This window comes from Mesorhizobium sp. WSM4884 (assembly GCF_029625675.1).
GTDB lineage: Bacteria > Pseudomonadota > Alphaproteobacteria > Rhizobiales > Rhizobiaceae > Mesorhizobium.
This window is the reverse complement of the sequence record NZ_JARTVO010000024.1, coordinates 16,446-41,799: the sequence shown is the minus strand read 5'-3', so window position 1 is coordinate 41,799 and position 25,354 is coordinate 16,446. Positions and strand designations below refer to the sequence as shown.

24 protein-coding genes are annotated in these 25,354 nt (G+C 64.2%); 13 read left to right on the top strand and 11 right to left on the bottom strand.

What is annotated here, in order from left to right:
• Positions 1 to 122: 122 nt before the first annotated feature.
• Positions 123 to 1,907 carry a single-stranded-DNA-specific exonuclease RecJ gene (gene recJ / locus P9236_RS26750; RefSeq protein ID WP_278077631.1) on the top strand — a complete coding sequence of 595 codons (1,785 nt, stop codon included), beginning with the start codon at positions 123 to 125 and terminating at the stop codon, positions 1,905 to 1,907.
• 20 nt (positions 1,908 to 1,927) lie between these two features.
• Here recJ and P9236_RS26745 read toward each other — a convergent pair whose 3' ends face one another.
• The 3 genes from P9236_RS26745 to folE all read right to left on the bottom strand — a co-directional run bounded on the left by P9236_RS26745 (position 1,928) and on the right by folE (position 4,237).
• The gene (locus tag P9236_RS26745; protein WP_278077664.1) at positions 1,928 to 2,899 is read right to left on the bottom strand and encodes a patatin family protein; all 972 of its coding nucleotides are present in this window, start codon (positions 2,897 to 2,899) and stop codon (positions 1,928 to 1,930) included.
• A gap of 84 nt (positions 2,900 to 2,983) precedes the next feature.
• Positions 2,984 to 3,442 (bottom strand): phosphoribosyl-AMP cyclohydrolase, encoded by a 459-nt coding sequence (gene hisI / locus P9236_RS26740; protein ID WP_278077630.1) that lies wholly within the window; start codon positions 3,440 to 3,442, stop codon positions 2,984 to 2,986.
• Between the two features lie 168 nt (positions 3,443 to 3,610).
• A complete protein-coding gene (gene folE / locus P9236_RS26735; RefSeq protein WP_040969653.1) occupies positions 3,611 to 4,237 on the bottom strand; it encodes a GTP cyclohydrolase I FolE in 627 nt (208 codons plus the stop codon).
• Positions 4,238 to 4,473: 236 nt separating this feature from the next.
• Here folE and P9236_RS26730 point away from each other — a divergent pair, with 236 nt between their 5' ends.
• Entirely contained in the window at positions 4,474 to 4,920 is a 447-nt protein-coding gene (locus P9236_RS26730; protein WP_278077629.1) for an iron-sulfur cluster assembly scaffold protein, read from the top strand.
• A 114-nt stretch (positions 4,921 to 5,034) separates the two neighbouring features.
• Here P9236_RS26730 and P9236_RS26725 read toward each other — a convergent pair whose 3' ends face one another.
• Positions 5,035 to 5,940 (bottom strand): LysR substrate-binding domain-containing protein, encoded by a 906-nt coding sequence (locus P9236_RS26725; RefSeq protein ID WP_278077628.1) that lies wholly within the window; start codon positions 5,938 to 5,940, stop codon positions 5,035 to 5,037.
• A gap of 329 nt (positions 5,941 to 6,269) precedes the next feature.
• Between P9236_RS26725 and yidD the strand changes: the two genes are divergently transcribed.
• On the top strand, positions 6,270 to 6,644 hold the full coding sequence (gene yidD / locus P9236_RS26720) for a membrane protein insertion efficiency factor YidD (RefSeq protein WP_278077663.1): 375 nt from the start codon (positions 6,270 to 6,272) through the stop codon (positions 6,642 to 6,644).
• A gap of 141 nt (positions 6,645 to 6,785) precedes the next feature.
• Positions 6,786 to 7,595 carry a class D beta-lactamase gene (gene blaOXA / locus P9236_RS26715; protein ID WP_278077627.1) on the top strand — a complete coding sequence of 270 codons (810 nt, stop codon included), beginning with the start codon at positions 6,786 to 6,788 and terminating at the stop codon, positions 7,593 to 7,595.
• 7 nt (positions 7,596 to 7,602) lie between these two features.
• Here blaOXA and P9236_RS26710 read toward each other — a convergent pair whose 3' ends face one another.
• Positions 7,603 to 8,448, bottom strand: a complete 846-nt coding sequence (locus P9236_RS26710; RefSeq protein ID WP_347405211.1) for an SAM-dependent methyltransferase — start codon at positions 8,446 to 8,448, stop codon at positions 7,603 to 7,605.
• A 216-nt stretch (positions 8,449 to 8,664) separates the two neighbouring features.
• Between P9236_RS26710 and thrS the strand changes: the two genes are divergently transcribed.
• Both thrS and P9236_RS26700 read left to right on the top strand, forming a co-directional pair.
• Positions 8,665 to 10,638 (top strand): threonine--tRNA ligase, encoded by a 1,974-nt coding sequence (gene thrS / locus P9236_RS26705; protein ID WP_278077626.1) that lies wholly within the window; start codon positions 8,665 to 8,667, stop codon positions 10,636 to 10,638.
• A gap of 178 nt (positions 10,639 to 10,816) precedes the next feature.
• Positions 10,817 to 11,758 (top strand): GNAT family N-acetyltransferase, encoded by a 942-nt coding sequence (locus tag P9236_RS26700; protein WP_278077625.1) that lies wholly within the window; start codon positions 10,817 to 10,819, stop codon positions 11,756 to 11,758.
• Positions 11,759 to 11,786: 28 nt separating this feature from the next.
• Here the strand turns inward: P9236_RS26700 and P9236_RS26695 are convergent, their stop codons facing one another.
• Positions 11,787 to 12,752: a hypothetical protein gene (locus P9236_RS26695; RefSeq protein WP_278077624.1), complete on the bottom strand. Its 966-nt coding sequence runs from the start codon at positions 12,750 to 12,752 to the stop codon at positions 11,787 to 11,789.
• A gap of 162 nt (positions 12,753 to 12,914) precedes the next feature.
• Between P9236_RS26695 and P9236_RS26690 the strand changes: the two genes are divergently transcribed.
• Positions 12,915 to 13,499 carry a nitroreductase gene (locus P9236_RS26690; RefSeq protein WP_278077623.1) on the top strand — a complete coding sequence of 195 codons (585 nt, stop codon included), beginning with the start codon at positions 12,915 to 12,917 and terminating at the stop codon, positions 13,497 to 13,499.
• 1 nt (position 13,500) lies between these two features.
• Entirely contained in the window at positions 13,501 to 14,109 is a 609-nt protein-coding gene (locus P9236_RS26685; protein ID WP_278077661.1) for a flavin reductase family protein, read from the top strand.
• Here P9236_RS26685 and P9236_RS26680 read toward each other — a convergent pair.
• The gene (locus P9236_RS26680; protein WP_278077622.1) at positions 14,063 to 14,800 is read right to left on the bottom strand and encodes a TetR/AcrR family transcriptional regulator; all 738 of its coding nucleotides are present in this window, start codon (positions 14,798 to 14,800) and stop codon (positions 14,063 to 14,065) included. The genes P9236_RS26685 and P9236_RS26680 overlap by 47 nt on opposite strands.
• A 139-nt stretch (positions 14,801 to 14,939) precedes the next feature.
• Here P9236_RS26680 and P9236_RS26675 point away from each other — a divergent pair, with 139 nt between their 5' ends.
• The gene (locus P9236_RS26675) at positions 14,940 to 15,614 is read left to right on the top strand and encodes an isoprenylcysteine carboxylmethyltransferase family protein (RefSeq protein ID WP_278077621.1); all 675 of its coding nucleotides are present in this window, start codon (positions 14,940 to 14,942) and stop codon (positions 15,612 to 15,614) included.
• A gap of 4 nt (positions 15,615 to 15,618) precedes the next feature.
• Here the strand turns inward: P9236_RS26675 and P9236_RS26670 are convergent, their stop codons facing one another.
• Positions 15,619 to 16,500: a CoA ester lyase gene (locus P9236_RS26670; protein WP_278077620.1), complete on the bottom strand. Its 882-nt coding sequence runs from the start codon at positions 16,498 to 16,500 to the stop codon at positions 15,619 to 15,621.
• Positions 16,500 to 16,952, bottom strand: a complete 453-nt coding sequence (locus P9236_RS26665; protein WP_278077619.1) for a MaoC family dehydratase — start codon at positions 16,950 to 16,952, stop codon at positions 16,500 to 16,502. Before P9236_RS26665 ends, P9236_RS26670 begins: the two co-directional genes overlap by 1 nt.
• A 153-nt stretch (positions 16,953 to 17,105) precedes the next feature.
• On the opposite strand from P9236_RS26665, the gene P9236_RS26660 reads away from it, so the two are divergent.
• Positions 17,106 to 18,227: a DUF2336 domain-containing protein gene (locus tag P9236_RS26660; RefSeq protein WP_278077618.1), complete on the top strand. Its 1,122-nt coding sequence runs from the start codon at positions 17,106 to 17,108 to the stop codon at positions 18,225 to 18,227.
• A gap of 4 nt (positions 18,228 to 18,231) precedes the next feature.
• Here the strand turns inward: P9236_RS26660 and P9236_RS26655 are convergent, their stop codons facing one another.
• A complete protein-coding gene (locus tag P9236_RS26655; RefSeq protein WP_278077617.1) occupies positions 18,232 to 20,298 on the bottom strand; it encodes an FUSC family protein in 2,067 nt (688 codons plus the stop codon).
• 42 nt (positions 20,299 to 20,340) lie between these two features.
• Positions 20,341 to 22,398, bottom strand: a complete 2,058-nt coding sequence (gene parE, locus P9236_RS26650) for a DNA topoisomerase IV subunit B (protein WP_278077616.1) — start codon at positions 22,396 to 22,398, stop codon at positions 20,341 to 20,343.
• Positions 22,399 to 22,654: 256 nt separating this feature from the next.
• Between parE and cpaB the strand changes: the two genes are divergently transcribed.
• The 3 genes from cpaB to P9236_RS26635 all read left to right on the top strand — a co-directional run bounded on the left by cpaB (position 22,655) and on the right by P9236_RS26635 (position 25,350).
• The gene (gene cpaB, locus P9236_RS26645) at positions 22,655 to 23,593 is read left to right on the top strand and encodes a Flp pilus assembly protein CpaB (RefSeq protein ID WP_278077615.1); all 939 of its coding nucleotides are present in this window, start codon (positions 22,655 to 22,657) and stop codon (positions 23,591 to 23,593) included.
• Between the two features lie 82 nt (positions 23,594 to 23,675).
• The gene (locus P9236_RS26640) at positions 23,676 to 25,070 is read left to right on the top strand and encodes a type II and III secretion system protein family protein (RefSeq protein ID WP_278077660.1); all 1,395 of its coding nucleotides are present in this window, start codon (positions 23,676 to 23,678) and stop codon (positions 25,068 to 25,070) included.
• A gap of 4 nt (positions 25,071 to 25,074) precedes the next feature.
• Positions 25,075 to 25,350 carry a hypothetical protein gene (locus tag P9236_RS26635; protein WP_278077614.1) on the top strand — a complete coding sequence of 92 codons (276 nt, stop codon included), beginning with the start codon at positions 25,075 to 25,077 and terminating at the stop codon, positions 25,348 to 25,350.
• Positions 25,351 to 25,354 lie beyond the last annotated feature (4 nt).

Sequence of the window (25,354 nt, the reverse complement as noted above, 5' to 3'; positions counted from 1 at the left end):
TTGACATAATCGCCGACGGGCAACCGTTCCACAGTTTTCCTGGAGTTGCCGACTTTCCCGGAATTGCTACCGCCGTCGCATATTGATATCTGCCGAAGGATGATCTGCGGACGGCGCGTCGCATGACGGGCGAAAGACGTTTCTTCCTCGATGTCAGGCAGTCGGCGACCGGTGTTTCCTGGGAGCACCGGCTGACCGAACGCCAGGACATGGCCGCTTTGGCCATCGCGCAAGGCCATGGGGTGCCGGACATCGTCGCGAGGGTGCTCGCCGGGCGTGGCGTCACGGCCGAGCAGACCGAGCGCTTCCTCGATCCGACCATTCGCGAGCTTTTGCCGAACCCGACCTCGCTGACCGACATGGAGAAGGCGGCGGCGCGGCTGGCGGAGGCGATCGCGGCCGGCGAGAAGGTGGCGATCTTTGGCGACTACGATGTCGACGGCGCCGCCTCGTCGGCGCTGCTCAAGCGCTTTCTCGCGCATTTTTCCGTGCCGTCCGAAATCTATATTCCAGACCGCATCTTCGAAGGTTACGGCCCCAATCCCGAAGCCATGCGCGAGCTCATCTCGCGCGGCGCGAAGCTGATCGTCACCGTCGACTGCGGCACCAACAGCGCAGCATCGATCGAGGCGGCCAAGCAGGCCGGCGCCGATGTCGTGGTGCTCGACCATCACCAGGTCGGCGGCGCGCTGCCGGCGGCCGATGCGGTGGTCAACCCGAACCGGGAGGACGATCTTTCGGGGCAGGGGCATCTATGCGCCGCCGGCGTCGTCTTCCTGTGCCTCGTGCAGACGGCGAAGGTGCTGCGCGAGAAGCTGCCGGACGTCGCGCCGTTCGACCTGCTGTCGCTGCTCGATCTCGTCGCGCTGGCGACGGTTTGCGACGTGGTGCCGCTCACCGGCGTGAACCGCGCTTTCGTGGTCAAGGGACTGCAGATGGCGCGCCAGCAGAGGAACGAGGGGCTGGCGGCGCTTGCGCGGGTTTCGCGCATCGGCGAGCCGATCAACACCTTCCATCTCGCCTATCTGATCGGGCCGCGCATCAATGCCGGCGGGCGCATCGGCGATGCCGCGCTCGGCAGCCGGTTGCTCGCCACCGACGATCCGGTGGAAGCGGCAAGCATTGCCGAGACGCTCGACCGGCTGAACCAGGAGCGACAGCAGATGGAAATGGAGATGCTGGCGCAGGCGCGTGCCGAGGCCGATGCCGAGCTTGCCGGCGGCAATGGTCCTGCCATCGTCGTCACCGCCAGCAATAGCTGGCATCCCGGCATCGTCGGGCTGCTGGCCTCGCGGCTGAAAGAGCATGCGCGCCGTCCCGCGTTCGCCATTGCCTTCAACGCCAATGGCATCGGCACCGGCTCGGGGCGCTCTGTCTCCGGTTTCGATCTCGGCCGGCTGGTGCGCGAGGCGGCCGATGCCGGGCTGATCCGCAAGGGCGGCGGCCATGGCATGGCGGCCGGCATCACTGTCGAGCGCGCCAAGCTCGGCGCGCTGCGGGCCTTCTTCGAGGAGCGCGCCGCGGCGGACGTGTTCCGGCTGCAGCGCGAGGAAAGCCTGGCGATCGACGGCGCCTTAGCCGCCGAGGGGGCGACGCTGGCGCTTCTCGATGCGCTGGAAAAAGCCGGCCCGTTCGGCGCCGGGCACATCGCTCCGGTGTTCGTGCTGCCGCGCCACCGGCTCGCCGATGCGCGGCCGATCGGCACCAACCACATCCGCGCCGACCTGCAATCGCAAAGCGGCGGCAACCTCCAGGCAATCGCATTCCGCGCCGTCGACACCGCGCTCGGCGAATTCCTGTTCAAGAACAGGGGCAAGACTGTGCATGTCGCCGGTTCGCTGTCGGGCAATTACTGGAACGGCAACCGGACGGTCCAATTCCGCATCACGGACGCCGCGGTTGCTTGAACTTTGACTGCGGTTTCAGATCAGGCGAGCACCGTCTGCAACCGCGTCAATTCGCTGATCTGAGACATCGTCGCCTGATAGCCGAGGCGGATCGCCTCGTCGGCGCGATGGAATTCGGTCAGGCCGATATGGCTGAGCTTCGGCTGCAGCGACATGTCCGGCGGGTCGCCGGCGAGCCTGGCGCGCGAAATCCGGTCCTGGATGATGTTGAAGGCCTCGACCATGACGCCAGTGATGCCGAGGCGCGTCTGGTGCGGCTGATGCTGAGGGTTGACCTGGCCGGGGCGCGGCGCGTCGTTCTCGACGACGAGCTCACCCGCACTGTGCTTGATGACCGCGGCACGCCCGAACAGATCGTAATGCAGGTTGACGGCCACCACGAGCGGCTGCTCGTAGGCACGGCAGACAGACACCGGCACCGGATTGACCAGCGCGCCGTCGACCAGCATGCGGCCGTTGCAGTTCACGGGTGAGAAGACGCCGGGCAGCGCGTAGGATGCGCGCATGGCGGTGATCAGCGAGCCGTGCGACAGCCAGATTTCGTGGCCGGTGCGGATTTCGGAAGCAACGGCGACGAAGGGCTTCGACAGATCCTCGAAATGGATACCATCCACGTGCTCACGCAGACGCGCATCGAGCTTCATACCGCCGAACAGGCCGCTGCCACGCAGATTGAGATCGAGAAGCCCGAAGATGCGGCGCTTGGTCAAGCTCCTGGCGAATTCCTCCAACTCGTCCAGCTTGCCGGCAAGATAGCAGCCGCCAACGAGCGCGCCGATCGAGGTGCCGGCGATCATCGACACTTCGATACCTGCTTCGTCCAGCGCGCGCAGCACGCCGATATGCGCCCAGCCCCGCGCGCAGCCGCCGCCGAGCGCCAGCGAAATGCCCGCCTTCCTCGCCATTTTCGATCCGGGCACGCCGCCGGACGATGCAGGGCCGTTGGCTTCCTGAACGTCAGGTCTGCTGCGCAATGACGCCCATTCGAGCATCATGATCTCCTTTGTCCCGTATCCCTTCTACATCAAGGATATTTGAGAATAGTGAATGTGAGTGGTTTGTGAATATTGAATGGTTCACACCGGCTTCCGATACGTTTGTTGCGCATCGAACAGCGGCTTGCTGCCATCGTCGGCAAGCGTTGCCTTGCCGTCGTCGAGCCCCACCGTCCGATAAAAGCAGGAACGCCTGCCAGTGTGACAAGTTGCGTCGTGGCCCAGTACTTTGACGCTCAACCATATCGCGTCCTGGTCACAATCCGTGCGCATCTCAACGACGCGTTGGAAGTTGCCCGAGGTCTCGCCCTTCTTCCACAGCGCGTTGCGCGAGCGCGACCAATAATGCGCGATGCCGGTTTCCAGCGTCAGCGCCAAAGCCTCCGCGTTCATATGCGCGACCATCAGAAGCATGCCGTCGCCGGCGTCGGTGACGACGACGGTGACGAGGCCGGCTGCATCGAAGCGCGGAGAAAGAACGGTGCCTTCCTCCAGCGCCTTCTTGTCTGCTGGAGCTTCGGGAAATTGCAGTGCCGACATCGCCGGTCCTTGTTTTGATCCATGCTGATATTCAGCGGAGGCCGGGCCTGCGTAAACGGCGGCTCCTTGCGCTTCCGGTGCTCGCGTACTTCAAATACGCTCCGCTCCGGATTTCGGAAACCACCATTTTCGACTCAGCCTACGCCTTTAGCAGGTGACGGCGGGCGCTTAGGCGCGCACCATGGTGACGAAGCGCACCTGCTCTTCGGGCGTGTCCTTGAAGACGCCGGTGAAGGTCGAGGTGAGCGTGGTCGAACCCTGCTTGCGGATGCCGCGCATGGCCATGCACATATGCTCGGCCTCGATCATGACGGCGACGCCGCGCGGATTGAGCACGTCCTGGATGACGCCGGCGATCTGCGCGGTCATCGCTTCCTGCGTCTGCAGACGATGCGCGAAAATGTCGACGACGCGCGCGATCTTGGAGAGGCCCACGACCTTGCCGTCCGGCAGATAACCGACATGCGCCTTGCCGATGATCGGCACCATGTGGTGCTCGCAATGGGAGTGGAACTTGATGTCCCTGACGATGACGAGATCGTCGTAGCCGGCCACTTCCTCGAAAGTGCGGCCAAGCTCCTCTGCCGGGCACATGTCGTAGCCGTTGAACATTTCGCGGAAGGCCTTGGTGACGCGCTTCGGCGTGTCGACGAGGCCTTCGCGATCCGGATTGTCGCCGGTCCAGCGCAAAAGCGTGCGCACGGCGGCTTCGACCTCGGCCTCGCTCGGGCGATCGGTGACCGGCTTCTCCATATAGGAGGCAGGGGGCATGAGTTTCTTGATGACGGCATCCATAAAGGCGTCTCCCGTAGTCCCACTCAAAGGTGGGACGAGTTGAACGGACCACGACCTTTCGGGTGAAACTCGCCCGGTTTCCAGCCCGTAAGTGGCGTGAACAGATGAGCAATGACAATGGCTTGAGCTTGCCTTGTCGATGCCCGGCTGCCAACATTATATATGGTCGTGCAGAGCGAAAGGAAGACGCAACAGCGGCAAACCCTGTTCGCTTGGCGGCGACGGATTGGAAAAATATGATCGACGACGTCTACAATGCGAAAATTCTGGGATTCGCTGGAAACATCGCGCGGATCGGCCGGCTCGACCACCCCGATGCGACCGCCAGAGCGCACTCCAAATTATGCGGCTCGACAGTCACTGTCGACCTCAAGATGGATGGCGATATCGTGACCGATTTCGCCCATGACGTGAAAGCCTGCGCGCTCGGCCAGGCATCCTCGTCGATCATGGCCCAGCATGTCGTCGGCGCCAACGCCGACGAGCTGCGCGCGGTGCGCGAGACCATGCTGAAGATGCTCAAGGAAGACGGCGCGCCGCCGGAAGGCCGGTTTGCCGACTTGAAGTATCTGGAGCCGGTGCGCGACTACAAGGCGCGCCACGCATCGACAATGCTGACCTTCGACGCGGTGGTCGACGCGATCGGCCAGATCGAGAAGAAGCGCGCCGGACAGGCGGCTTGAGGACACTCTCCTAAAGCGTGCCGCGATCTTTCAGATTCGCTCCTTGCGCTGTAGGTTTTTGATTTTGCGCATGTCTTTGTCCCGAAACCGGTTCCCACTTTCGGAAGACATGCCCTAGCCCGCTCCCCTGCTTTGGGCAAATTCACTCCGTATCCAGTCGGCGAAAGCTCTGGCCGGCTCGGAAAGATTCCGCAAATCTCTCGCCACCAGCCAGTAGGCGCCGGACGCGACGTCGATGTCGAAGGGCTTGACCAGCGCGCCGGAGGCGAGCTCGTCGCCGATCTGCAAGAGATCGCCGAGGGCCACGCCATGGCCGAGCAATGCTGCCTGCTTCGAAAGCGACGCGTCGGCCAGCATCGGGCCACGCGCCGGGACGGCGTCGGCCGGCACGCCGGCAGCCTCGAACCAGCGCGCCCAGCCCTGGCGGTTTTCCTCATGCAGCAGAGTGTAATGGCGAAGGTCGACCGGCTTCTCCAAGGGAGGGCCGGACGCCAGCAGTGCCGGCGACAGGACAGGTGAATCGACTGTCGAGGCCAGCCGTTCGGCATCGCTGCGCGGCCACGAGGTCGCGTGTGGGCTGAAGCGTAAGGCGAGCTCGGGCTGGTCGCCGCGGAACTCGATCAATCTCGGATCGACGTCCAGGGAAACGTCGATATCGGGGCGCAACTGACGGAAGCGGTTGAGCCTCGGCACCAGCCAGACCGCGGCAAGCGAGGGTTCGACGCTGACGCGCAGTACCGTTTGCGCCGGCGAGGCCACTAGATCCGAAAGCACGCGATCAATGTCGTCGAAGCTCCTCACCAGTTGGTCGAGCAGCCGGCCACCGGCATCCGTCAGCTCGACGCGGCGATGGAGGCGGACAAACAAGGGCTGTCGCAGAAAGGTCTCGAGCTCGCGGATCTGCCGACTGATCGCGGCCTGCGAAACGTAAAGCTCCTCCGCTGCGCGGCTGAAGCTCAAATGCCGGCCGGCCGTTTCGAAACTTCGCAATGCCGTCAGCGGCAGCCGGCCCCGCTTCATAACGCATAACCTCAAGTTATCCGAAGCGGAAATTATACTCGTTTGAGGGCAAAGGCCAGCGGCGGTCTAATCGGCGCTCGAAGGAGCAACTGCCGTGAACCAGTTCTTGGCCATTTTGAGCGACGTCATGCGGATCGCCACCTTTCAGTGGCACGGCGAAGCCCGGTACGGGCGTGGCTGCCATGACCATCGGCATATTTCATGTCACCACCCACCATGGACGGACAGGTATCCTAACCGTCGCTCCAGACCATGAGGGCAAAAGATCATTGCGTTCACAGTTCGAAGCCCACATCTATCGCGAAGAAGAACGCTGTGGAGCAAAGTGGTTGGCTGACCACGATGGGCATACGCATGGCAGCCGGCCGATACGGCGCGGGCGCAACTGGCCGGGACCTTGGCGCAAGACTCCGGGACGCATCCTTGGCACGTCGCTGGTGCGCCTTTATCAGCTGACGCTTTCCGGCTTCGTCGGCAACAGCTGCCGGCATCTGCCGACCTGCTCCGAATATGCGTATGAAGCTATCGCCCGTCATGGCCTGTGGGCCGGAGGCTGGATGGCGCTGTTTCGTGTTTCGCGCTGCGGGCCGTTGGGAACGCACGGCATCGACCGCGTGCCGGAGACGCTCGCGGCGCGCTATGTCTGGTTCATGCCGTGGCGCTACTGGCAGCTCGGCGGGAAACGCGGGCAAGCGGAGCGCTGACCGCATGGACGTTCCGCAGACCGTGTTTACGGTCCGGTAGGGTTAACGCCAAGCTGCACAAACACTGCGAATTTGAGACAAAATCGAGACATGACGCCTCGCTAAGTCCCTTCCCGTAATCCCTTTCCGGAGTGAGCTTCGATGCGCCAGATGGACCGCTATCCCTTCTTTATTGCCATTATTCTGTTCCTTCTGGCCTGGATGCTCGGCCTGCCGACGCGGGCGCAATCGGCGCCGCTCGAGGACATCCACTGCACGCTGATCCAGGATTCGGAAAGCGGCGCGACGCTTTACCAGGACGGTGTGTGCGACCGGCGCGTCAGCCCGGCTTCCACTTTCAAGGTGCCTCTGGCACTGATCGGCTACGATTCCGCAATCCTGAGCGACCAGCACACGCCGAGCTGGGACTGCAAGCCGGAGTTCAACGCGGTGAAGCGCGACCGCAAGACCGTCGACCCGACGATCTGGGAACGCGACTCCATCATCTGGTATTCGCGCGAGATCACGCGCCGGCTGGGAACGGATCGTTTCGCGGGCTATGTCTCGAAGTTCGGCTACGGCAACGCGGATGTTTCGGGGACCGCCGGCAAGAATGACGGCCTCACCAATTCCTGGGTGGATTCCTCGCTCGAAATCTCACCCGTCGAGCAGGCGGCGTTCCTGCGCCGGCTGCTTGCCGGCAAAATGCCGGTTTCGGCCAAGGCGCATGAGATGACGAAAGCGATCATCCCAACCTTCGAGACGGGGGAATGGATCGTGCAGGGCAAGACCGGCAGCACGGGGCTCGACAAAAACAAGCGTTCGCTCGGCTGGTTCGTCGGCTGGGCCGAGAAGGGTGGCCGGCGCATCGTGTTCGCCCGATTGGTTGTCGATGGCACGCGCGGCGACAAGCCGAAGGGGCTCGCCACGCGGGCGGCGTTCCTGAAGGATCTGCCGCAGCTGGTGAAGTGACCGGATTTCAGACGCTTCGGCGGGCGCGAAGAATGTGCCCGCCGGAATTGCGACGGCCCGCGCTGGGGGTTCTGGCAAAACGGGCGGCGATGGCGCCGCTCTCGAGATCCTCGATTTCGTCGAAGCCGAGCTCGTTGAGGGATTTCGCCAGCGCAATAGGATCAAAGAAGCTGATCCAGGGCTCGCCGATGGTGGCGACGCGCGCCGCATAGAAGGCGAGCGTCGCCTGACCCGTCACATCGCGGTTCTCGGCCGGTTCGCTGTAGTCGAACACGACCTCGGAACCCGGGATGCCGGCAATGTAGGACAGCGTGCCGAAGATCGCTTCCCGAGTAAGGTAGGGCACCACTCCCAGCCACATGAAGAAACTCGGCTCGGTCGGCTTGAAACCGGCCGACGGCAGTTCTTCCGAGAGAAGCTGGCGCTCGAAATTGATCGGCACGAAGGCTGTGCCGGCGGGCTCGTCAAGGCCCGCGTCGGCGATACGCTGGCGTTTCCAGCTTTGCGTTGCCGGGTGGTCGACCTCGAAGACTGCGAGGTTCGGATACGGATTGCGCAGTGAAAATGTGTCGAGACCGGCGCCGAGCACCACGACTTGCCGCACACCGCGTTGCACCGCTGCCGCCAGCCAATCCTCGGCGAGGCGGGCGCGCGCCGCAACGAACAAGCGCATGCGGCGGCCATGCTCGTCTTCCTGTTCGAGTTCCTGCGCGCGAGGCGCGGCTTCGCCCAGAATTGCTGCCGCGTAGGGATCACGAAACAGCGCGGCCTGCGGCGAAAACTGATGCAGCGCCCGCAAGCGTGCGACGCGAAGGGCGGTTCGGCTGGGTGCGGCGTCTTCCATTCCGGTCATCCAAATCTGTCCCGGGATTATTCGCAAGCCCTCGCGACCGGCCTGCGACATCGCTGGCGACAATTCCTGACGGGCCGCTCTTTACCTGAGGCGGCGCTGCCTCTAAAACCGCGCCCGCCGGCCCTCCGGCTAACCCCTCTGCATGCCCCAGCGCATTCCTGCGACATGCATTTTCACCACCCGCGCTCGTTTGCGGGACTGGATAGGAGAAGATTGATGCTGAATTCCGTTTCCCTGACGTTTCCCGATGGTTCGGTCCGCGAGTACGACGCGGCTATGACCGGCGCCGGTCTTGCCGAATCGATCTCGAAGTCACTGGCCAAGAAGGCCGTGGCCTACAGCCTCGATGGCACCGTGCGCGATCTTTCCGCTCCGCTCGGCAAGTCCGGCAAGGTCGAGATCATCACCCGCGAGGATCCGCGCGCGCTGGAACTCATCCGCCACGACGCGGCACATGTGCTGGCCGAGGCCGTGCAGGAGCTTTGGCCGGGAACGCAGGTGACCATCGGGCCGGTGATCGAGAACGGGTTTTACTACGACTTCGCGCGCAACGAGCCGTTCACGCCGGACGATTTCCCGGCGATCGAAAAGAAGATGCGCGAGATCATTGCCCGCAACAAGCCGTTCACCAAGGAAGTCTGGTCGCGCGAGAAGGCGAAGAAGGTCTTTTCCGACAAGGGCGAGCGCTACAAGGTCGAGCTGATCGACGCTATCCCCGAGGATCAGGACATCAAGATCTACGCGCAGGGTGATTGGTTCGACCTCTGCCGCGGTCCGCACATGGCCTCGACCGGCCAGGTCGGCAATGCCTTCAAGCTGATGAAGGTGGCGGGCGCCTACTGGCGCGGCGATTCCAACAACCCGATGCTGACGCGCATCTACGGCACCGCCTTTGCCGACCAGGCGCAGCTCGATGCCTACCAGACGCTGCTCGAGGAAGCCGAGAAGCGCGACCACCGCAAGCTTGGCCGCGAGATGGACCTGTTCCATTTCCAGGAAGAGGGGCCGGGCGTTGTCTTCTGGCACGCCAAGGGCTGGAAGATGTTCCAGAACCTGGTCAACTACATGCGCCGCCGCCTCGACGAGCACGGCTACCAGGAAGTCAACGCGCCGCAGGTGCTGGACAAGAGCCTTTGGGAGACGTCCGGCCACTGGGGCTGGTACCGCGACGCGATGTTCAAGGTCACGGTCGCCGGTGACGATACCGACGACGACCGGATCTTCGCGTTGAAGCCGATGAACTGTCCCGGCCATGTGCAGATCTTCAAGCATGGGTTGAAGTCTTATCGCGAACTGCCCGTGAAGCTTGCGGAGTTCGGCAACGTGCATCGCTACGAGCCGTCCGGCGCGCTGCACGGGCTGATGCGCGTGCGCGGCTTCACGCAGGACGATGCGCATATCTTCTGCACCGAGGAGCAGCTCGCCGCCGAATGCCTGCGCATCAACGACCTGATCCTGTCGACCTATGCCGATTTCGGCTTCGACGAGGTCGCCGTGAAGCTGTCGACGCGGCCGGACAAGCGCGTCGGCACCGACGAGGCCTGGGACCATGCAGAGGCGATCATGAGCAACGTGCTGGAGACGATCCGCACGCGCTCCGGCAATCGCATCAAGACCTCGGTCAATCCGGGCGAGGGCGCTTTCTACGGCCCGAAGTTCGAATATGTGCTGAAGGATGCCATCGGCCGCGAATGGCAGTGCGGCACCACGCAGGTCGACTTCAACCTGCCGGAGCGGTTCGGCGCCTTCTATATCGGCTCGGATTCGGAGAAGAAGCAGCCGGTCATGGTGCATCGCGCGGTATGCGGCTCGATGGAACGCTTCCTCGGTATCCTGATCGAGAACTATTCCGGCCATTTCCCGCTGTGGTTCGCGCCGCTGCAGGTGGTGGTGGCGACGATCACCTCGGATGCCGACGAATACGCGATGAAGGTCGTCGATCGGCTCAAGGCGGCTGGCCTGCTGGCCGAAGCCGACCTGCGCAACGAGAAGATCAACTACAAGGTGCGCGAGCACAGCCTGGCCAAGGTGCCGGTCATCCTCGTCTGCGGCAAGCGCGAGGCGGAAGAGGAGACCGTCAATGTCCGCCGGCTCGGTTCCCGTGACCAGGAATCGCTCAAGCTTGCGGATGCGGTGACGTCGCTCGCCGACGAGGCGGTCTCCCCGGACCGCAAGCGCCGCGCGGCCTGATTTTTCCCAAACAGTCTTAAAGCGCATCGCGCTGCGACGCGCTTCAAGTTTCTTCGTTTTGATGCATGTCGTTTTCCCAAAACCGCTGCGCACTTTTGGGCGACATGCATCGGAATGGCGATGGCATGGTCCACCGCCATTTCACACGCCTGTCACGCCAAACCTGTAACGAGCCGCCATGCTCAAGCTGAAATTGCGGGAAAGGCCGTTTCCCGAGCTCTCCTACGCGAACCAGCATCAGCCGGCGCTGACGCGATGGTTTATCCATTCCGTCGAAGGCCTGTCGGGCCGCGACCGCTTTGCCGTGCTCTATGATTTCTGGAGGCGCCAGGTGGCGCCGACCGGTGAGCGCGTGTTCAGCCGCATGCTGGAACTGATCGACGTCAGGGTGCGCAACGCCGGCCATTGGCCGCCGGTGAATTTGCCGGACACGCCGCTGGTTATCGTCGCCAACCATCCGTTCGGCATCGGTGACGGCATTGCCGTGCTGTCGCTCGCCGAGCAACTCGGGCGGCCGTTCCGGGTCATGATCCACAAGGATCTGCTCAAGATCCGCGAGATGGAAGCTTATTCGCTGCCGGTCGATTTTTCCGAGACCAAGGAAGCGCTGAAGAACAACATGGCCGTGCGCCACGAGGCGGTGCGGCTGCTGAAGGAAGGCGTCACCATCGTCGTCTTCCCGGCTGGCGGCGTCGCCACGGCGCCGAAGGGTTTCGGCCGGGCGATCGACCTGCCCTGGAAGATGTTTCCAGCCAAGCTCATCCAGGAGGCCAAGGCCTCGGTCATTCCGATGCATTTCTCCGGCCAGAACGGCCGCCTGTTCCATCTGGTCAGCGGCCCCATGAACATGGCCGAGCGCGACAACCGCGTGGCGAAGTTCGTCGGCAAGGCGTCGCTGACGCTGCGCACATCCTTGCTCATCCGCGAGTTTGCGCGGCTGTCCGGCAAGGCGATCGAGGTGCGGATCGGCGATGTTCTGAGATGGGGTGAGCTCGAGCCGCTGCGCGACCGCAAGACGCTGCTCGACCGGCTCTATCGCAGCGTTTTCGATCTCGCGCCGCCGGCTGCGCCGCGCGGGCGCGTGCCGTTCCTGCCGAAGCGAATGCGCAAGGCGGCCTGAGCCTTTTGGCAATTCCGGACCGAAAACCTCAGTCCGCGCCTTCCTCGGGATCGATGGCGGACGATTCATTGGCCACGACCTCGATCTCCTGGTTCTGGCCCGCCACGACGGTGAAATCCTTCTGGTAGATGCGGTCGCGGTTCTTGGCGATGATGGTGTATTGGCCCTCGGCCAGCACCATCGAGGCGAAGGCGCCGACGGCTTCCTTGATCGGATCGCCCGATTCGTTGAGCAGCGACCATGAGGTGTCGGCGATGGCTTCGCCGCCGGGCTCGCGCACGAGCTTCATCGTCATCTCGGCCGCGCGGTGCTCGACGGTGGCTTCCGTCAGCTTGCCGGCCTCGACGCGGATGTCGGAGCGGATCACGGCGTTGACCGCGCCATAGGTGGAGACGACGTGGTAGGTGCCGGCATTCAGCCGCACCACCGTATTCGGCTCAACATCGGGGACGATCAGCGCGCGGTCGCCATTGGCCTCGGCCTGGCCTTCATAGATTGCGAACCGCAGCTTCTTCGGCGGGATATGCGCGCCGCCCGACGTCACGGCGTCGAGCTTCAGGCCGCCGGCATCGAGGACGAGGTTCTCACGCTTGGCATCCTTGCCGACAGTGATGCGCTTGGTGGCGCCGGCCCGTCCGTAGGAGGCATGGACCAGATAGCTGCCGGGGTCGAGCTGGAACACCGCCGTGCCGCCATGCGCGGACGCCACCATCGGCAGCTTGCCGTCGCCGGTGGGTTCCGGCTTAAACACACGCCAGACGATGCCGCGGGTGATGTCGGCGCCCTTGTCGGTCAGTTGCGCCGAAAGGGTGATTGCCCCGCCGCTGCCCAGCGCCAGCGACCTCTCGCTCTTCGGCGTCGCATAACTTGAAATGCCCGGCAGCTTGATGTTGCCGACGTCGTTGGCGTTCTGGGCCAGCGCGAACGAAACCGGCACCGCGAACAGCGCGGCGATGAGCCCGATCACGAAAAGGCGCAGAGTCCCCTCAAACATGCCTTGCGTTGAAGCCCAAGGCGGTGGCAATTTCAAGGCTCAAGAGCCTGCCGCCTCCCGCCAGGGCTCTTTATCCGGCGCATAACGCGCCATTGCCCGAGCCGCCCCACCTCCCGATGGCGCGCTTCAGCTCAAAATTGAATGCATAGGAGACTTGCGCCCATGGCGTCGCCGATCATCGACTTCCTGCTGACGCGCAATTCCGCGCCGATTCCCGACCTCAAGGAGCCGGCGCCGACCAATGCGGAGATCGCCACGATGATCGCGGCCGCCTCGCGCGTTCCCGACCACGGTCGGCTCGAGCCCTGGCGGTTCATCCTCTACCGCGGCGAGGCGCGGGTCGAGATCGGCAGGAAACTCGCGGCCCTTGCAGAGCAGCGCGAGGGGCCGCTGCCCGAAGGGCGGCGCAATCAGGAACTGGCGCGCTTCTCGCGCGCGCCGCTGGTGATCGGCGTGGTGTCGGTGCCGCGGGAGAACCCGAAGATCCCGCAATGGGAGATGTTCCTGTCGGGTGGAATGGCGGCTATGAATCTGATGATTGCGGCCAACGCGCTGGGCTATGGCACCAACATGATCAGCAACTGGTATTCCGACCTCGCGGAAGGCAGGGCGATCCTCGGGCTGTCGCCGCAGGAGCGCGTCATCGGCTTCGTCCATATCGGCTCGTACCAAGGGCCGGCGCCCGAGCGGCCGCGGCCCGATCCGGCGAAGCTCTATGCCGACTACACCGGGCCCTGGGCCGGCTGACATGTTCTACGAGCCGTCCAAGGGGCACGGCCTGCCGCACGATCCGTCGAAGGCGATCGTGGCTCCCCGCCCCATCGGATGGATATCGACGTTGAACAGGGCCGGTGAGATCAACCTTGCGCCCTATTCCTTCTTCAACGCGTTTTCGACGCGTCCCTTCATCGTCTGGTTCTCATCGGAAGGCGCGAAGGACAGCGCCACCTTCGCTGAAGAGACAGGCGAATTCGTCGCCAATCTCGTTAGCCGCAAGCTGGCCGAGAAGATGAACCGCACGGCAGTGGACGCGCCGCGCGGCGTCAGCGAGTTCGCCTATGCCGATCTCGCCATGGCGCCGTCGCGCCTCGTCGCGCCGCCGCGCGTGGCGGAGGCGCCCGCTGCCCTCGAATGCAAGGTGACGGAGATAATCCGGCCACGGGCGCTGGACGGCACCGAGACCAGCGCCATCGTCGTCGCCGGCGAGGTCGTCGGCGTCCACATAGACGATGCTTATCTCAAGGATGGCCTGTTCGACATCGTCAGGGCCGGCAATGTCGCCCGGCTCGGCTACATGGACTATGCCAGCGTCAGCGAGATATTTTCGATGCGTCGGCCGCGCTGGGGGAAGGACTAGCGCGGCGCGCGGTCATCACGGCGCGCACATAGCCTGGCTCGCCGATCCTGATGCTGCCGTCGGGAAGCCCGAGAATGCGGTCGAGCGCGATCTCATAGAGCCTGACGCGCTTTTCCAGGGCTTCGATCGCAACTTCCATGTCTGCATCGCTGCCGCTGGCAAAAGCCTTGGCGATGACGTCGTGCGTGGCCATGCCGAACTGCATGACGATATCGGCGACCCCTTCCGGATCGAAGGTGCGGAACGTGCCGTCCGCGACGCCTTGCCGGATGATCTCGACCAGCACGGGGGAAAAGGACGCGCTGGCCGCCAGATTGATGCGGTGGAACAGCACCAGGTTTTCCGGCCGGAACAGCGTTTCGAACAGCGCCCAGGCTTCCGCGGCGGTCTCGATCTTTGCCTGCCGTGATTTCGCCAGCAGCGCATTCAGTCGACCCAGCGGGTCGAGGGCCGGATCGGCGACAATGTCCTCGACGCCGGCGAGCGCCTGTTTCGCAAAGCGCTTAGCCAGCGCTTCCAGAAGCGCCTCCTTGGAGGGGAAGTAGTGGTAGAAAGCGCCCTTCGAGATGCCGGCTGCGGCAATCACGTCATTCAGGCTCGCTTTGTCATAGCCATGCGTGAGGAACAGGACCTGGGCATGGTCCAGCAGTTCTTCGCGCCTGAGTTCCGGGTGCTTGACGATACGGGGCATGACGAAACCTTGTGCATGCGACGGCCGTTCCCGTCCAGATGACGACAGTCGACGCTTGAGCTATAGACCGTTGGTCGGTATGATAGACCGGTGGTCGGTTTCGACCAATAGCGGCGGGGCATGTCATGGCAGGTGGGTCATGGTCGCGAAATTGATTATCCAGACATTCCTGTGGTTCGGCTTCATGGGCGCGTTGCTCTTCATGTCGGCCGGAACGATGCACTGGCCGGGAGCCTGGGCCTATCTGGTGCTCATGGTGGGGCTCAGCCTGACGCTGGGCATGGCGCTGGCGCGGCGTGATCCCGGCCTGATGAACGAGAGGCTCAGCCCACCGATCCAGAAGAACCAGACGGCGGCCGACAAGGTCCTGCTCTCCATCCTGCTCACTGCCATCTTTGCCTGGCAGATCCTGATGGGTCTCGACTTCCGCTTTGGCTGGTCGGCCGTTCCCGCTTGGCTGCAGGTGATCGGCGCGATCGTGCTGCTGGTCAGCATCTGGATCTGCTACCTGACGATGCTGGAGAACAGCTTCGCGGCACCTGTCGTGAAAATCCAGGACGAGCGCGGCCAGAAGGTCATCACCACCGGCCCCTACAGCTATGTCCGCCATCCGATGTACGCCGGGGCCATCCTGTTCTTCGCCGGCACGGCGCTGCTGCTTGGCTCGTGGTGGGGACTGTTATCGGTCCTCGCCTTCATCGTTCTGCTCGCCATCCGCACCTTCATCGAAGAAAAGACGCTGCGTACCGGCCTGCGCGGCTACGACGATTACGCAGAGAATGTCCGCTACCGGCTGATCCCGATGGTCTGGTAACGGTTCAGGCGGAAATGCCGGCGGCTTTGGCGCGGGCGAGCAGCCGCTGGGCGAGCCGCAGATGAGGGCGGTCGTACATCTTGCCTTCGATGCCGACAACGCCCGGATCTCCCGCCGCCGCGAAGGCGTCGACGATCGCCTGCGAGCGCTCGATCGCCTCGGCCGACGGTGTGAAGGCGGCGTTGATGACCGGCACCTGCGCCGGATGGATCGCCATCTTGCCGGTAAAGCCGTCGCGTTCGGCCTCGCGGCATTCGGCCTCGAAAGCGGCCATGTCGCGGAAATCCGGAAAGACGGTGTCGATCGCCGCGACCTCGGCCGCGCCGGCTGCCAGGATCGTCAGCGTGCGCGCAAGGCGGAATAGATCGGTATAGCGGCCGCTCTCGTCGCGCGCCGAGCGCGCGCCGATCGCGGCGGACAAATCCTCCGCTCCCCAGGTAAGCCCGGCAAGCCGCGCGCTTGCCCCGGCATAGCTTGCCGCCGCCAACACGCCGGCCGCGGTTTCGGTGATGATCGGCAGGATTCTTATGCCGCCGTCCGGCAATCCGTTTTCGGCCTCGTGCACGCGAAGCTTGGCCGCCAACTGCTGCACATCCTGACCGCTGTTCGACTTCGGCAGCATGATGCCGTCGGGCTTCACCGGGACAAGTGCGGCAAGGTCGTCATCGGTCAGGCCGGTCGTGAGGTCGTTGACGCGCACATAGATGGCGGAGCTGATCGGCTGTTTCCGGTTGGCGATGAAGCTCGCGGCGACTGCGCGCGCAGCCGCCTTGTTGGCGGTGGCGACGGAATCCTCTAGGTCGACGATGACAACGTCGGCGCCGGTACCAAGACCCTTTTCCAGCTTGCGCTCGGAATCGCCGGGCACGAAAAGCAGCGAGCGCATCAGGCCGCCTTCTTCTTCATCATCGCCTGCCTCGTGCATTTGGCGACGAGCACGTCGTCCTGATTGTAGGCGCGATGCTCGAATTCCACGATGCCGCGATCCGGCTTCGACTTGGATTCGCGCACCGAAACGACCGTGGTCTCGACCCGGATAGTGTCGCCATGGAAGACCGGGTGCGGAAACACGGTTTCCTTCATGCCGAGATTGGCGACGGTTGTGCCGACCGTGATGTCGTTCACCGAAATGCCGATCATCAGGCCGAGCGTGAACAGCGAATTTACCAAGGGCTTGCCCCATTCGCTCTTCGCCGCGAAGGCGAAATCGATATGCAAGGGCTGCGGGTTCAGCGTCATCACCGAAAAAAGCATGTTGTCGCTTTCGGTGACGGTCTTGCGCAGCGAGTGGCGGAAGACATGGCCGACGACGAACTCTTCCAGATAAAGCCCGGCCATGGTCGATCTCCTCCGCTTGTCCCTGCTTGATAGGCGTTGGTTACGGCTCCATCAAGCCGGTTAAGAAACATGGTGAACCGTTCGTAAACCATTTCCAGACTACCGTTCACAACGGGGCCGGGGAACATTCCGGCGAGGGCGTAGCTGGTCGGCATGATTGTTTCGCATTTTCTAAAATGGATTGATACGGCAAGGGTTTCCGAGCGCGCCGCCGCCGCGAGCGCGCTGGCCCGCGCCTACATAAACTCCGACCTGCCGTTCGAGGATCGCTGCGCCGCCGAGGCAGCGCTCACGCTGCTGCTCGACGACGTCTCCGCCAAGGTCAGGCAGTCGCTCGCCGAGGCGTTGTCGATGAGCCACCACGCGCCGCCGCAGGTGATCGCAGCACTCGCTTCCGACCAACCTGAGGTGGCGGCGCTGGTGTTGGCGCGTTCGCCTTTGCTTACCGACGCCGATCTCATCGACCGCGTCGCCAGCGGCCAGAAGGCCACCCAGAAGGTGATAGCCAACCGCCCCATCGTTTCGATGTCGTTGGCGGCAGCCATTGCCGAGATCGGCGAGCCAGAAGCCTGCGCAACGCTCGTTGCCAATAGCGGCGCCGATATCGCGTCGCTGAGCTTCCGCCGCATGGCCGAACGCCACGGCCATGTGCCGCTGGTGCGCGAGGCGCTGATCGCCGACGCGCGTCTGCCTGCCGATTGCCGGCATATGCTTTTGGTCAAGCTCGGCGAGACGCTGAAAGGGTCGCCTCTGGTCTTGGCGCTGATGGGCGCCGCCCGCGCCGATCGCGTGATGCGCGATGCCTGCGTGAAGGCCTCGGTGACATTGATCGAGGGCACACGCGCCGAGGAGCATGCCGCGCTGATCGAGCATCTGAGGCTGCGCGGCGATCTCACTGCAGGCTTCATCATCCGCACCATCGCGCATGGCAAGGTCGACTTCTTCGGCTCGGCGCTGGTCGCGCTTGCCCAGCAGTCCGAACAGCGGGTGAGGGCGCTGCTGGCCGGCGGCCACGACGTCGCGCTGCAGGCGCTGTTCCGCAGCGCCGGCCTCGCCGCCGCCACGCACGGCATCATCCTGCGGGCGCTGAAGGTCTGGCGCGAGGTCGCCAACGGCAAGCGCGTCGCGGGCGTTCAGGAAGTGAGCTGGCTGATGCTGAAGGAGCTCGGCGGGCAGACGGCCGAGGGCGATCTGGCAGGGCTGGTGAAGTCGATCCATCTCGACGCGCTGCGCGAGAACGCCCGCGGACACGCGCTGGCGATAGCAGCCGCTTGAGACGTCAGCCTCGACCTCTCGCGAAAAAATCCGGATAATCCTCCATCGCCGCGGCGATGATGCGCAGCGAGGCCGCGATCTGCAGCATTTCGGGCCGGTCGTTGCGGTCGGCGATGCCGGCCGCATATTGCCTCGCCACGGCGACGGTCGACGTCTGCGGCTCGCCATGTCTCCTGAACAGCAATTCCCGCGCCAGGCCCCTCAGGAAATTGCCGATCGATTCGACCGTCTCGTGCGGGATCGCGGAATTCAGCTGCGCGCCGCGCAGCCGCAGCACTTCGAGCCCGATGGTGACGGCGGCGATGCTGCCGCCCAGTATGGGATCGCCCTTCCTGCCTGTCTGCTGCAACTGCGGCATCAACTGGTTGATCCGGTCATAGGCCAGGCTCTCGAAGGCCGAACGCCTGGGAATACGCTCATGCAGGCAAAGGCGTGCCAGGTCCTCGCGCATTGCCTGCGAGATGCGCTCGACGGTGATCCAGGGGTTGGCCGGCAGCACGACGATGAAGACGCCGATGGCGATCAGGATGCCGACCAGGATCGACGCCGACCCGGCGAAGAACGGGCCGGGATCATAGGTCATCAGCTGGTGCGGGCTGAGGAAAGCCAAGAAATTGATGGCGAAGGCGGTGGCGACGCCGACATAGCGCGGATTGGCCATGCCGAGCGCCGCCGGCACCATGATGGGCACGACAAAGAGCGTGAACCAGCCGAAGCCGGGGAGTGCCGGGAGAGCGATCTGGCCGACAAGGAAGGCGAAGGGCAGCGCGAGCAGCGTTCCCCTGAAGAAACCCCAGGCGGACTGGACCGGATCGGGCCGGGCCGCGAACAGGCTGGAAACGACGGCGACGAGGATGACGGTGCCTGCGGTCTCCGACCATTTGGTCGTCAGCCAGAAGGCTGCCACCAGAAGCGTGGCGAGTGCGGCGCGCACGGCGTTGCGCCAAGCGGCGTGATAGTCGCGATGCACGACCAGCGCCGGCTGCTGTCGTTCACGAGACGACCTGGAAACCGGCGAGCGAAGCGCATCCAGGCCACGCATCACCTGTTTCAGCGCCTCCGCGAAATCCGCGGCGATGGTGAGGCGGGTGATGGTGCCGACCCTGTCCTCGCCGGGTTCGGCTGGCGTAGCCGGCGCCTCCCGCGCCTTGGTCGTGATCGCGTCGAGCCGCGCAACCCAGGGGCCGGTATCGTCAAGTGCGCCTGGCGTTGCCGAGAGCTCACCGACGAAAGCCTGCAAGTCGCTGCGCACGGGAAGGAGCGTCGCGTTTTTCGGCGCGGCATGAGTATGCAGCGCGCGGGCCGCCGATAGCGCCCACAGGAGCTGTCCGATCGTGCGCCGCACCGGATGGGCGCGCGTGGCGAAACTCGGCGCCTCCAGGCGCGCATAGGTGCGCATCTCGGCGAGCGTCTGGGCGTCGGTGATCAGCTTGCGCTGGAGGGCCACAAGGCTTGCCGGATCGCCGCCGGAAAAGGCGCCCCCCGCATAGTCCGCAAGATCGAGGATGCTGCGCTTCAGCCTCGAAATGATGGCGTCCGCCGCCAGCTTCGGCAGGATCAGCCGGCTGGTGACGCCGGCGCAGACGATGCCAAGCACGATTTCGGCGCAGCGCGCGATGGCGAGATCGACGACGAGATGCGGCTGACCGAAGGCCGGCAGGCTGATGATCATCGCGGTGTAGCCGGCAAGGGCGGCACCATAGGCCTCCGGATTGCGCAGCAGCGAGGAGACGAGCGTGCAGACGCCGATCCACAGCGCCAGTGCCGTCACCAGGAGCCAGGGATTGATGTCGAACAGCGACGTGATGCCGATCGCCGCCAAGCCGCCGGCCAACGTGCCGAGCAGCCGGTAGAAACCTTTCGCCAGCACCATTCCGGCCACCGGTTGCGCGACGATGAAGACGGTCATCATCGCCCATTGCGGATGGCCGAGCTTGAGGGCGTAGGCGACAAGCAGCGCGATCAGCCCGGCCGAAACCGTGCGCAGGGCGAAGATCCAGTCCGAGCGCGTCGGCTGCGTCAGGCCGCTCAGCGGTGTCTCGACAAGCTCTTTCAGCCGCGTCCAGGTCACATGCAGGTCTCCGTGCCGGAGCCTGTTATGACCGGCAGGTGCTCAGATATCCAGCACGTCGGTCTCGGCGAATTCGGCGCGTTCCTGGATGAAGCGGAAGCGCGCCTCGGGCTTGGTGCCCATCAGCGCGTCGACGGCATCCTTGGTCGCCTCCTCGGCATCGATCACATCGACCCTGAGCAGCGTGCGCTTCCTCGGGTCCATGGTGGTCTCCTTGAGCTGTGAGGCCATCATCTCGCCAAGGCCCTTGAAGCGGCCGATCTCGACCTTGCCGCGCCCGGTGAACTCGGTGCGCAGCAATTCGTCCTTGTGCGCGTCGTCACGGGCATAGGCCACCTTGCCGCCCTGGCGGATCGAATAGAGCGGCGGCACCGCCATGTAGAGGTGGCCGCCACGGACCAGGTTCGGCATCTCCTGATAGAAGAAGGTGATCAAAAGCGAGGCGATGTGCGCGCCGTCGACATCGGCGTCGGTCATGATGATCACGCGATCGTAGCGCAGGTCCTCGTCGCGGTATTTCGAGCGCGTGCCACAGCCGAGCGCCTGGATCAGGTCGGAGATCTGCTGGTTGGCGGCAAGCTTGTCGTTGCCGGCGCTGGCGACGTTGAGGATCTTGCCGCGCAGCGGCAGCACCGCCTGGCTGGCGCGGTCGCGCGCCTGCTTGGCCGAGCCGCCGGCCGAGTCGCCTTCGACGATGAAGATCTCGGCCCCCGCTGCGGCGTTCTGCGTGCAGTCGGCAAGCTTGCCGGGCAGGCGAAGCTTGCGCACCGCGCTCTTGCGCGACACTTCCTTTTCCTGGCGCCGGCGCACGCGTTCGTCGGCGCGCGCAATCACCCATTCGAGAAGCTTCGAGGCTTCTTGCGGGTTGTCGGCCAGCCAATGATCGAACGGGTCGCGGATGGCGGTTTCGACGATGCGCATCGCCTCGATGGTGGCCAGCCTGTCCTTGGTCTGGCCGACGAATTCCGGCTCGCGGATGAATACCGACAGCATGCCGGCGGCCGATATCATGACGTCCTCGGTGGTGATGATCGAGGCGCGCTTGTTGCCGATCAAATCGGCATAGGCGCGAAGGCCGCGGGTCAGCACATTGCGGAAGCCCGCCTCATGCGTGCCACCCTCGGGGGTAGGAATCGTGTTGCAGTAGGAATTGAGGAAGCCGTCGCCGCCGAACCAGGTCACCGCCCATTCGAGCGAGCCGTGGCCGCCCTGCTTGTCGCTTTTCCCCGCGAAGACCTCGCGGGTTACCTGGAATTCGTCGCCGAGGGTTGCCTTGAGATAGTCCTTCAGGCCGCCCGGGAAATGGAACTCCGCCTTGGCCGGGGTCTGGTCCTTTTCCTTGATCAGCGACGGATCGCAGGTCCAGCGGATCTCGACGCCGCCGAACAGATAGGCTTTCGAGCGCGTCATGCGGTAGAGCCGGGCCGGCTCGAAGGCGGCGCCCTTGCCGAAGATCTGCTCGTCGGGATGGAAGCGGGTCCTGGTGCCGCGGCGGTTGTGCACCTCGCCGAGGTGCTCCAGACCGCTTACCGGAACGCCCCGCGAGAAGCGCTGACGATAGAGCTGGCGGCCGCGCGCGACCTCGACCTCGAGGTGATCGGACAGTGCGTTGACGACCGAAACGCCGACGCCGTGCAGACCGCCGGAGGTCTCGTAGACCTTGGAGTCGAACTTGCCGCCCGAATGCAACGTCGTCATGATGACTTCGAGGGCCGGCTTCTTGAATTTCGGATGCGGATCGACCGGGATGCCGCGGCCATTGTCGGTGACGGTGAGAAACCCGTCGGCCGAAAGCTCGACATCGATGAAGGTGGCATGGCCGGCGACCGCCTCGTCCATCGAATTGTCGATGACTTCGGCGAACAGGTGATGCATCGCCTTGTCGTCGGTGCCGCCGATATACATGCCCGGGCGGCGCCGCACCGGTTCCAGCCCCTCCAGCACTTCGATGTCAGCGGCGCTGTAGCTTTCGCTGCCGTCGCGGACAGCGACCGAGCGCTTGGCGGCCTGTGCGATCGGATCCGCAGCGCGCGATGGCGTGCGCACTGGTTGTGGCTGCTGCTTTTCCAGGTCGCCGAAAAGGTCGTTTCTATCGTCCATGCTGGCCCTAGCGTTGGGTACTGCGAATCACTCCTCGATACTGCCACGCTTTTGGCGGGCGAACGAGGTTCCTGTTCCGTTCAGGGATCAAAGTCTCTCTTATTCTAAAACCATTCGATAACCAAGCCGCCGGAAATAGGGCGGTCTCCATACCCTTGGATTCCTGATTCTTTAACAATGACGCCTAGGGTGAGTAGTAACCAACAAAAGACCACGGGGCGTCAGGGGTTTCGTTGTGAGGGGCAGGGCCATAACAATGATCGGCATCGCCGCCGTTTTTGGCGCGATCTCGATCTTTGCCGCGGATTTCTGGGTCAAAAGCCAGGCGAAAGCCCAATCCGAGCAGAAGGTGGCGTCGATCGCGGCGCCGCAAGAGCCCAAGGTCGAGTTCAAGACCATAGTGGTGGCGAGCGCGCCTCTGCGTTACGGCACCGAGCTTGATCGCTCGCAACTCACCGAAATCCCGTGGCCGCAGGATTCCTTGCCGCAAGGCGCGTTCCCGACCATCGACAAGCTGCTTGCCGAAGGCAGCCGGGTGGTGCTGTCGCCGATCGAAGTCAACGAGCCGGTGCTGCTCGCCAAGCTGTCGGGGCCGAATGGCCGCGCGACGCTTTCCAACATGCTGTCGCCAGGCATGCGGGCCGTCACCATCCGCACCGACGAGATCGCCGGCGTCGGCGGCTTCATCACGCCGGGCGACCGGGTCGACGTCGTGCTGACGCGCGATGCCGGCGAAATCCAGGAAGTGGCCAAGAACGCTCAAGGGGCGGCCGGCTCGACGGTCACATCCGAAATCGTCGTTTCCGATGCCAGGGTGCTTTCGGTCGGCCAGGGCGCCGACGAGCGCAAGACCGAGCCACAGGTCGCCAATTCCGTCACCCTCGAGGTGACGAACGAAGGGGCTCAGAAGGTCGCGCTTGCCCGCACCGTCGGCACCTTGTCGCTGTCCTTGCGGTCCGCCGCCGACGCCAGCGCCAGCAGCAATGGGCTCACCACCATCTCCTCCTTCGGCGGTTCGGTTGCCGCGCGCGCGGAGGCAAGCGCCGCCTCGCTGGTCAATGCGGTGGCGAAGGAGCCGGAAGGGCCAAAGTTCAAGACGGTGATCGTGTCGCGCGGCGAGAAGGTCGAGGAATACAAGGTTCTTTCCAAGCAAGCCGAGGGAGACGTCGTTCCTTCCAAGGAACAAGAACAATAGCCGGTGGGGACCGGCCGGGGACGGGACAATGCCTGTGTTGAACAAAGAACGGACAACCAGAAGGCTGCGCCTTCTGCGCGCGATGGCTGCGGGCGTCTTCCTGGCAGCCGCGGGAATGCTTGCCTTCGGGGCGCCGGCCCGGGCAAACAACGACGTCGTCTACGTCTCGGCGACCAAGAATGCCTCGATCAAGGTCGCCAAGGGCAAGCCCAAGACGATCATGACGAGCGCCGCCTTCTACCAGATCGTCATCGGCGATCCGGAGATTGCCAACGTCAACCCGCTGACCGACAAGTCCTTCTACGTGCTGGGCAACAATCTCGGCACCACCGGCATTGCGCTGTTCGACCAGAACAAGCAGCTCGTCGGCACCATCGACGTCGAGGTGACGCTGGATACCGATCAGCTCGCAAGCACCATCCGCGCCAGCGTGCCGGATGCCAAGATCAGTGTCGGTTCGGCCAACGGCCGCGTGGTGCTGTCGGGTGAGGCCGACGACGCGGTCGCGGCCGAGAAGGCGAGCAAGATCGCGTCGCGCTTCTCGGGCAACGAGGAAGTGATCAACTCGGTCAACATCTCGTCCTCGCAGCAGGTTCAGCTCAATGTCCGATTCGTCGAGATCAACCGCCAGGCGGGACAAGATCTTGGCGCCAAGTACGGGGCCAACTTTGCCTTCGGCATAGGCGGTCGTGACGTCATCCTTGATCCCGGCACCGTGCCGACGGCTGGTACCGGCGAGATCATCGGCCGGTTGCTTTCCAACGGCGTTTCGATCGACATCGCCATCAAGGCGCTGGAGGAGCGCGGTCTCGCCCGGCGGCTGGCCGAGCCGAACCTGATCGCCCGCTCGGGCCAGACGGCAAGCTTCCTTGCCGGCGGCGAGTTTCCGATCCCGGTCTCCGAGGACAACGGCAAGATCAGCGTCACCTATAAGAAATACGGCGTCGGCCTGGATTTTACGCCGACCGTGCTCAAGGACGGGCTGGTCAGCCTCGATATCGCGCCTGAAGTGTCCTCGATCGACACTTCCGCCTCCATCCAGGTCAGCAACGGCATTTCCATTCCGGCCTTCATCGTGCGCCGCGCCAGGACGTCGGTCGACCTGAAGAACGGTCAAAGCTTCATGATTGCCGGCCTCTTGCAGTCGCAGAACGACATTACGACCTCGCGTCTGCCGGGACTCGGCAAGCTGCCGGTGCTGGGCTCGCTGTTCTCCTCGAAGTCCTATCAGCGGCGCGAGACCGACCTGGTGATCATCGTCACACCTTATCTGGTCAAGCCGGTCGACCCGTCGAAGAAGATGGTCGAGCCGACCGACGGAACGCAGCCGCCAAGCAATGTCGACTACTTCCTGAACAACACAGAGGAAGTGAGCGCCTCGGCGCCCAAGCGGCCGGTGGCGTTGGCCGACGGAAGTGTGGCCCGTCCGGCGGCCGCCACGACGTCCGGCCACTTTCTCGATCTGCCGAAGGACTGAGCTTATGCGCCTGGCTCCCTGTATCGCTCTGCTGCTTGCCGGTGCCCTCGCAGGCTGCACCAGTGACGACTACGTGCGCAGCGAAGGCGTGACGACGGCTGCCGGCAACGCCCAGGCGTCGAACACGGTCATGCAGATGGTCGACCCCTGGCAGTACGGCGTCCAGAACACCAGGCTTCTGGTGCCGGCCCAAAGCGCGAGCCCCGCGGCCGGCGCCGCCGGCGCGAAAGCCGGTTCGGAGTCGGCATCGACGACATCGGCATCGACGACATCAAACTGATTGG

What these genes read in the sequence shown, in the direction of transcription:
- P9236_RS26745 (WP_278077664.1), bottom strand. Translation starts at nt 2,899, where the DNA reads ATGCTCGAATGGGCGTCATTGCGCAGCAGACCTGACGTTCAGGAAGCC.
- P9236_RS26670 (WP_278077620.1), bottom strand. Translation starts at nt 16,500, where the DNA reads ATGCGCTCGCTGCTTTTCGTGCCCGGCGATTCCGAGCGCAAGCTGGAA.
- cpaB (WP_278077615.1), top strand. Translation starts at nt 22,655, where the DNA reads ATGATCGGCATCGCCGCCGTTTTTGGCGCGATCTCGATCTTTGCCGCG.
- P9236_RS26695 (WP_278077624.1), bottom strand. Translation starts at nt 12,752, where the DNA reads ATGTTTGAGGGGACTCTGCGCCTTTTCGTGATCGGGCTCATCGCCGCG.
- P9236_RS26660 (WP_278077618.1), top strand. Translation starts at nt 17,106, where the DNA reads ATGATTGTTTCGCATTTTCTAAAATGGATTGATACGGCAAGGGTTTCC.
- P9236_RS26725 (WP_278077628.1), bottom strand. Translation starts at nt 5,940, where the DNA reads ATGAAGCGGGGCCGGCTGCCGCTGACGGCATTGCGAAGTTTCGAAACG.
- parE (WP_278077616.1), bottom strand. Translation starts at nt 22,398, where the DNA reads ATGGACGATAGAAACGACCTTTTCGGCGACCTGGAAAAGCAGCAGCCA.
- P9236_RS26685 (WP_278077661.1), top strand. Translation starts at nt 13,501, where the DNA reads ATGTTCTACGAGCCGTCCAAGGGGCACGGCCTGCCGCACGATCCGTCG.
- P9236_RS26680 (WP_278077622.1), bottom strand. Translation starts at nt 14,800, where the DNA reads ATGCCCCGTATCGTCAAGCACCCGGAACTCAGGCGCGAAGAACTGCTG.
- thrS (WP_278077626.1), top strand. Translation starts at nt 8,665, where the DNA reads ATGCTGAATTCCGTTTCCCTGACGTTTCCCGATGGTTCGGTCCGCGAG.
- P9236_RS26690 (WP_278077623.1), top strand. Translation starts at nt 12,915, where the DNA reads ATGGCGTCGCCGATCATCGACTTCCTGCTGACGCGCAATTCCGCGCCG.
- P9236_RS26675 (WP_278077621.1), top strand. Translation starts at nt 14,940, where the DNA reads ATGGTCGCGAAATTGATTATCCAGACATTCCTGTGGTTCGGCTTCATG.
- folE (WP_040969653.1), bottom strand. Translation starts at nt 4,237, where the DNA reads ATGGATGCCGTCATCAAGAAACTCATGCCCCCTGCCTCCTATATGGAG.
- P9236_RS26700 (WP_278077625.1), top strand. Translation starts at nt 10,817, where the DNA reads ATGCTCAAGCTGAAATTGCGGGAAAGGCCGTTTCCCGAGCTCTCCTAC.
- hisI (WP_278077630.1), bottom strand. Translation starts at nt 3,442, where the DNA reads ATGTCGGCACTGCAATTTCCCGAAGCTCCAGCAGACAAGAAGGCGCTG.
- P9236_RS26635 (WP_278077614.1), top strand. Translation starts at nt 25,075, where the DNA reads ATGCGCCTGGCTCCCTGTATCGCTCTGCTGCTTGCCGGTGCCCTCGCA.
- P9236_RS26730 (WP_278077629.1), top strand. Translation starts at nt 4,474, where the DNA reads ATGATCGACGACGTCTACAATGCGAAAATTCTGGGATTCGCTGGAAAC.
- P9236_RS26665 (WP_278077619.1), bottom strand. Translation starts at nt 16,952, where the DNA reads ATGGCCGGGCTTTATCTGGAAGAGTTCGTCGTCGGCCATGTCTTCCGC.
- blaOXA (WP_278077627.1), top strand. Translation starts at nt 6,786, where the DNA reads ATGCGCCAGATGGACCGCTATCCCTTCTTTATTGCCATTATTCTGTTC.
- P9236_RS26710 (WP_347405211.1), bottom strand. Translation starts at nt 8,448, where the DNA reads ATGACCGGAATGGAAGACGCCGCACCCAGCCGAACCGCCCTTCGCGTC.
- recJ (WP_278077631.1), top strand. Translation starts at nt 123, where the DNA reads ATGACGGGCGAAAGACGTTTCTTCCTCGATGTCAGGCAGTCGGCGACC.
- P9236_RS26640 (WP_278077660.1), top strand. Translation starts at nt 23,676, where the DNA reads ATGGCTGCGGGCGTCTTCCTGGCAGCCGCGGGAATGCTTGCCTTCGGG.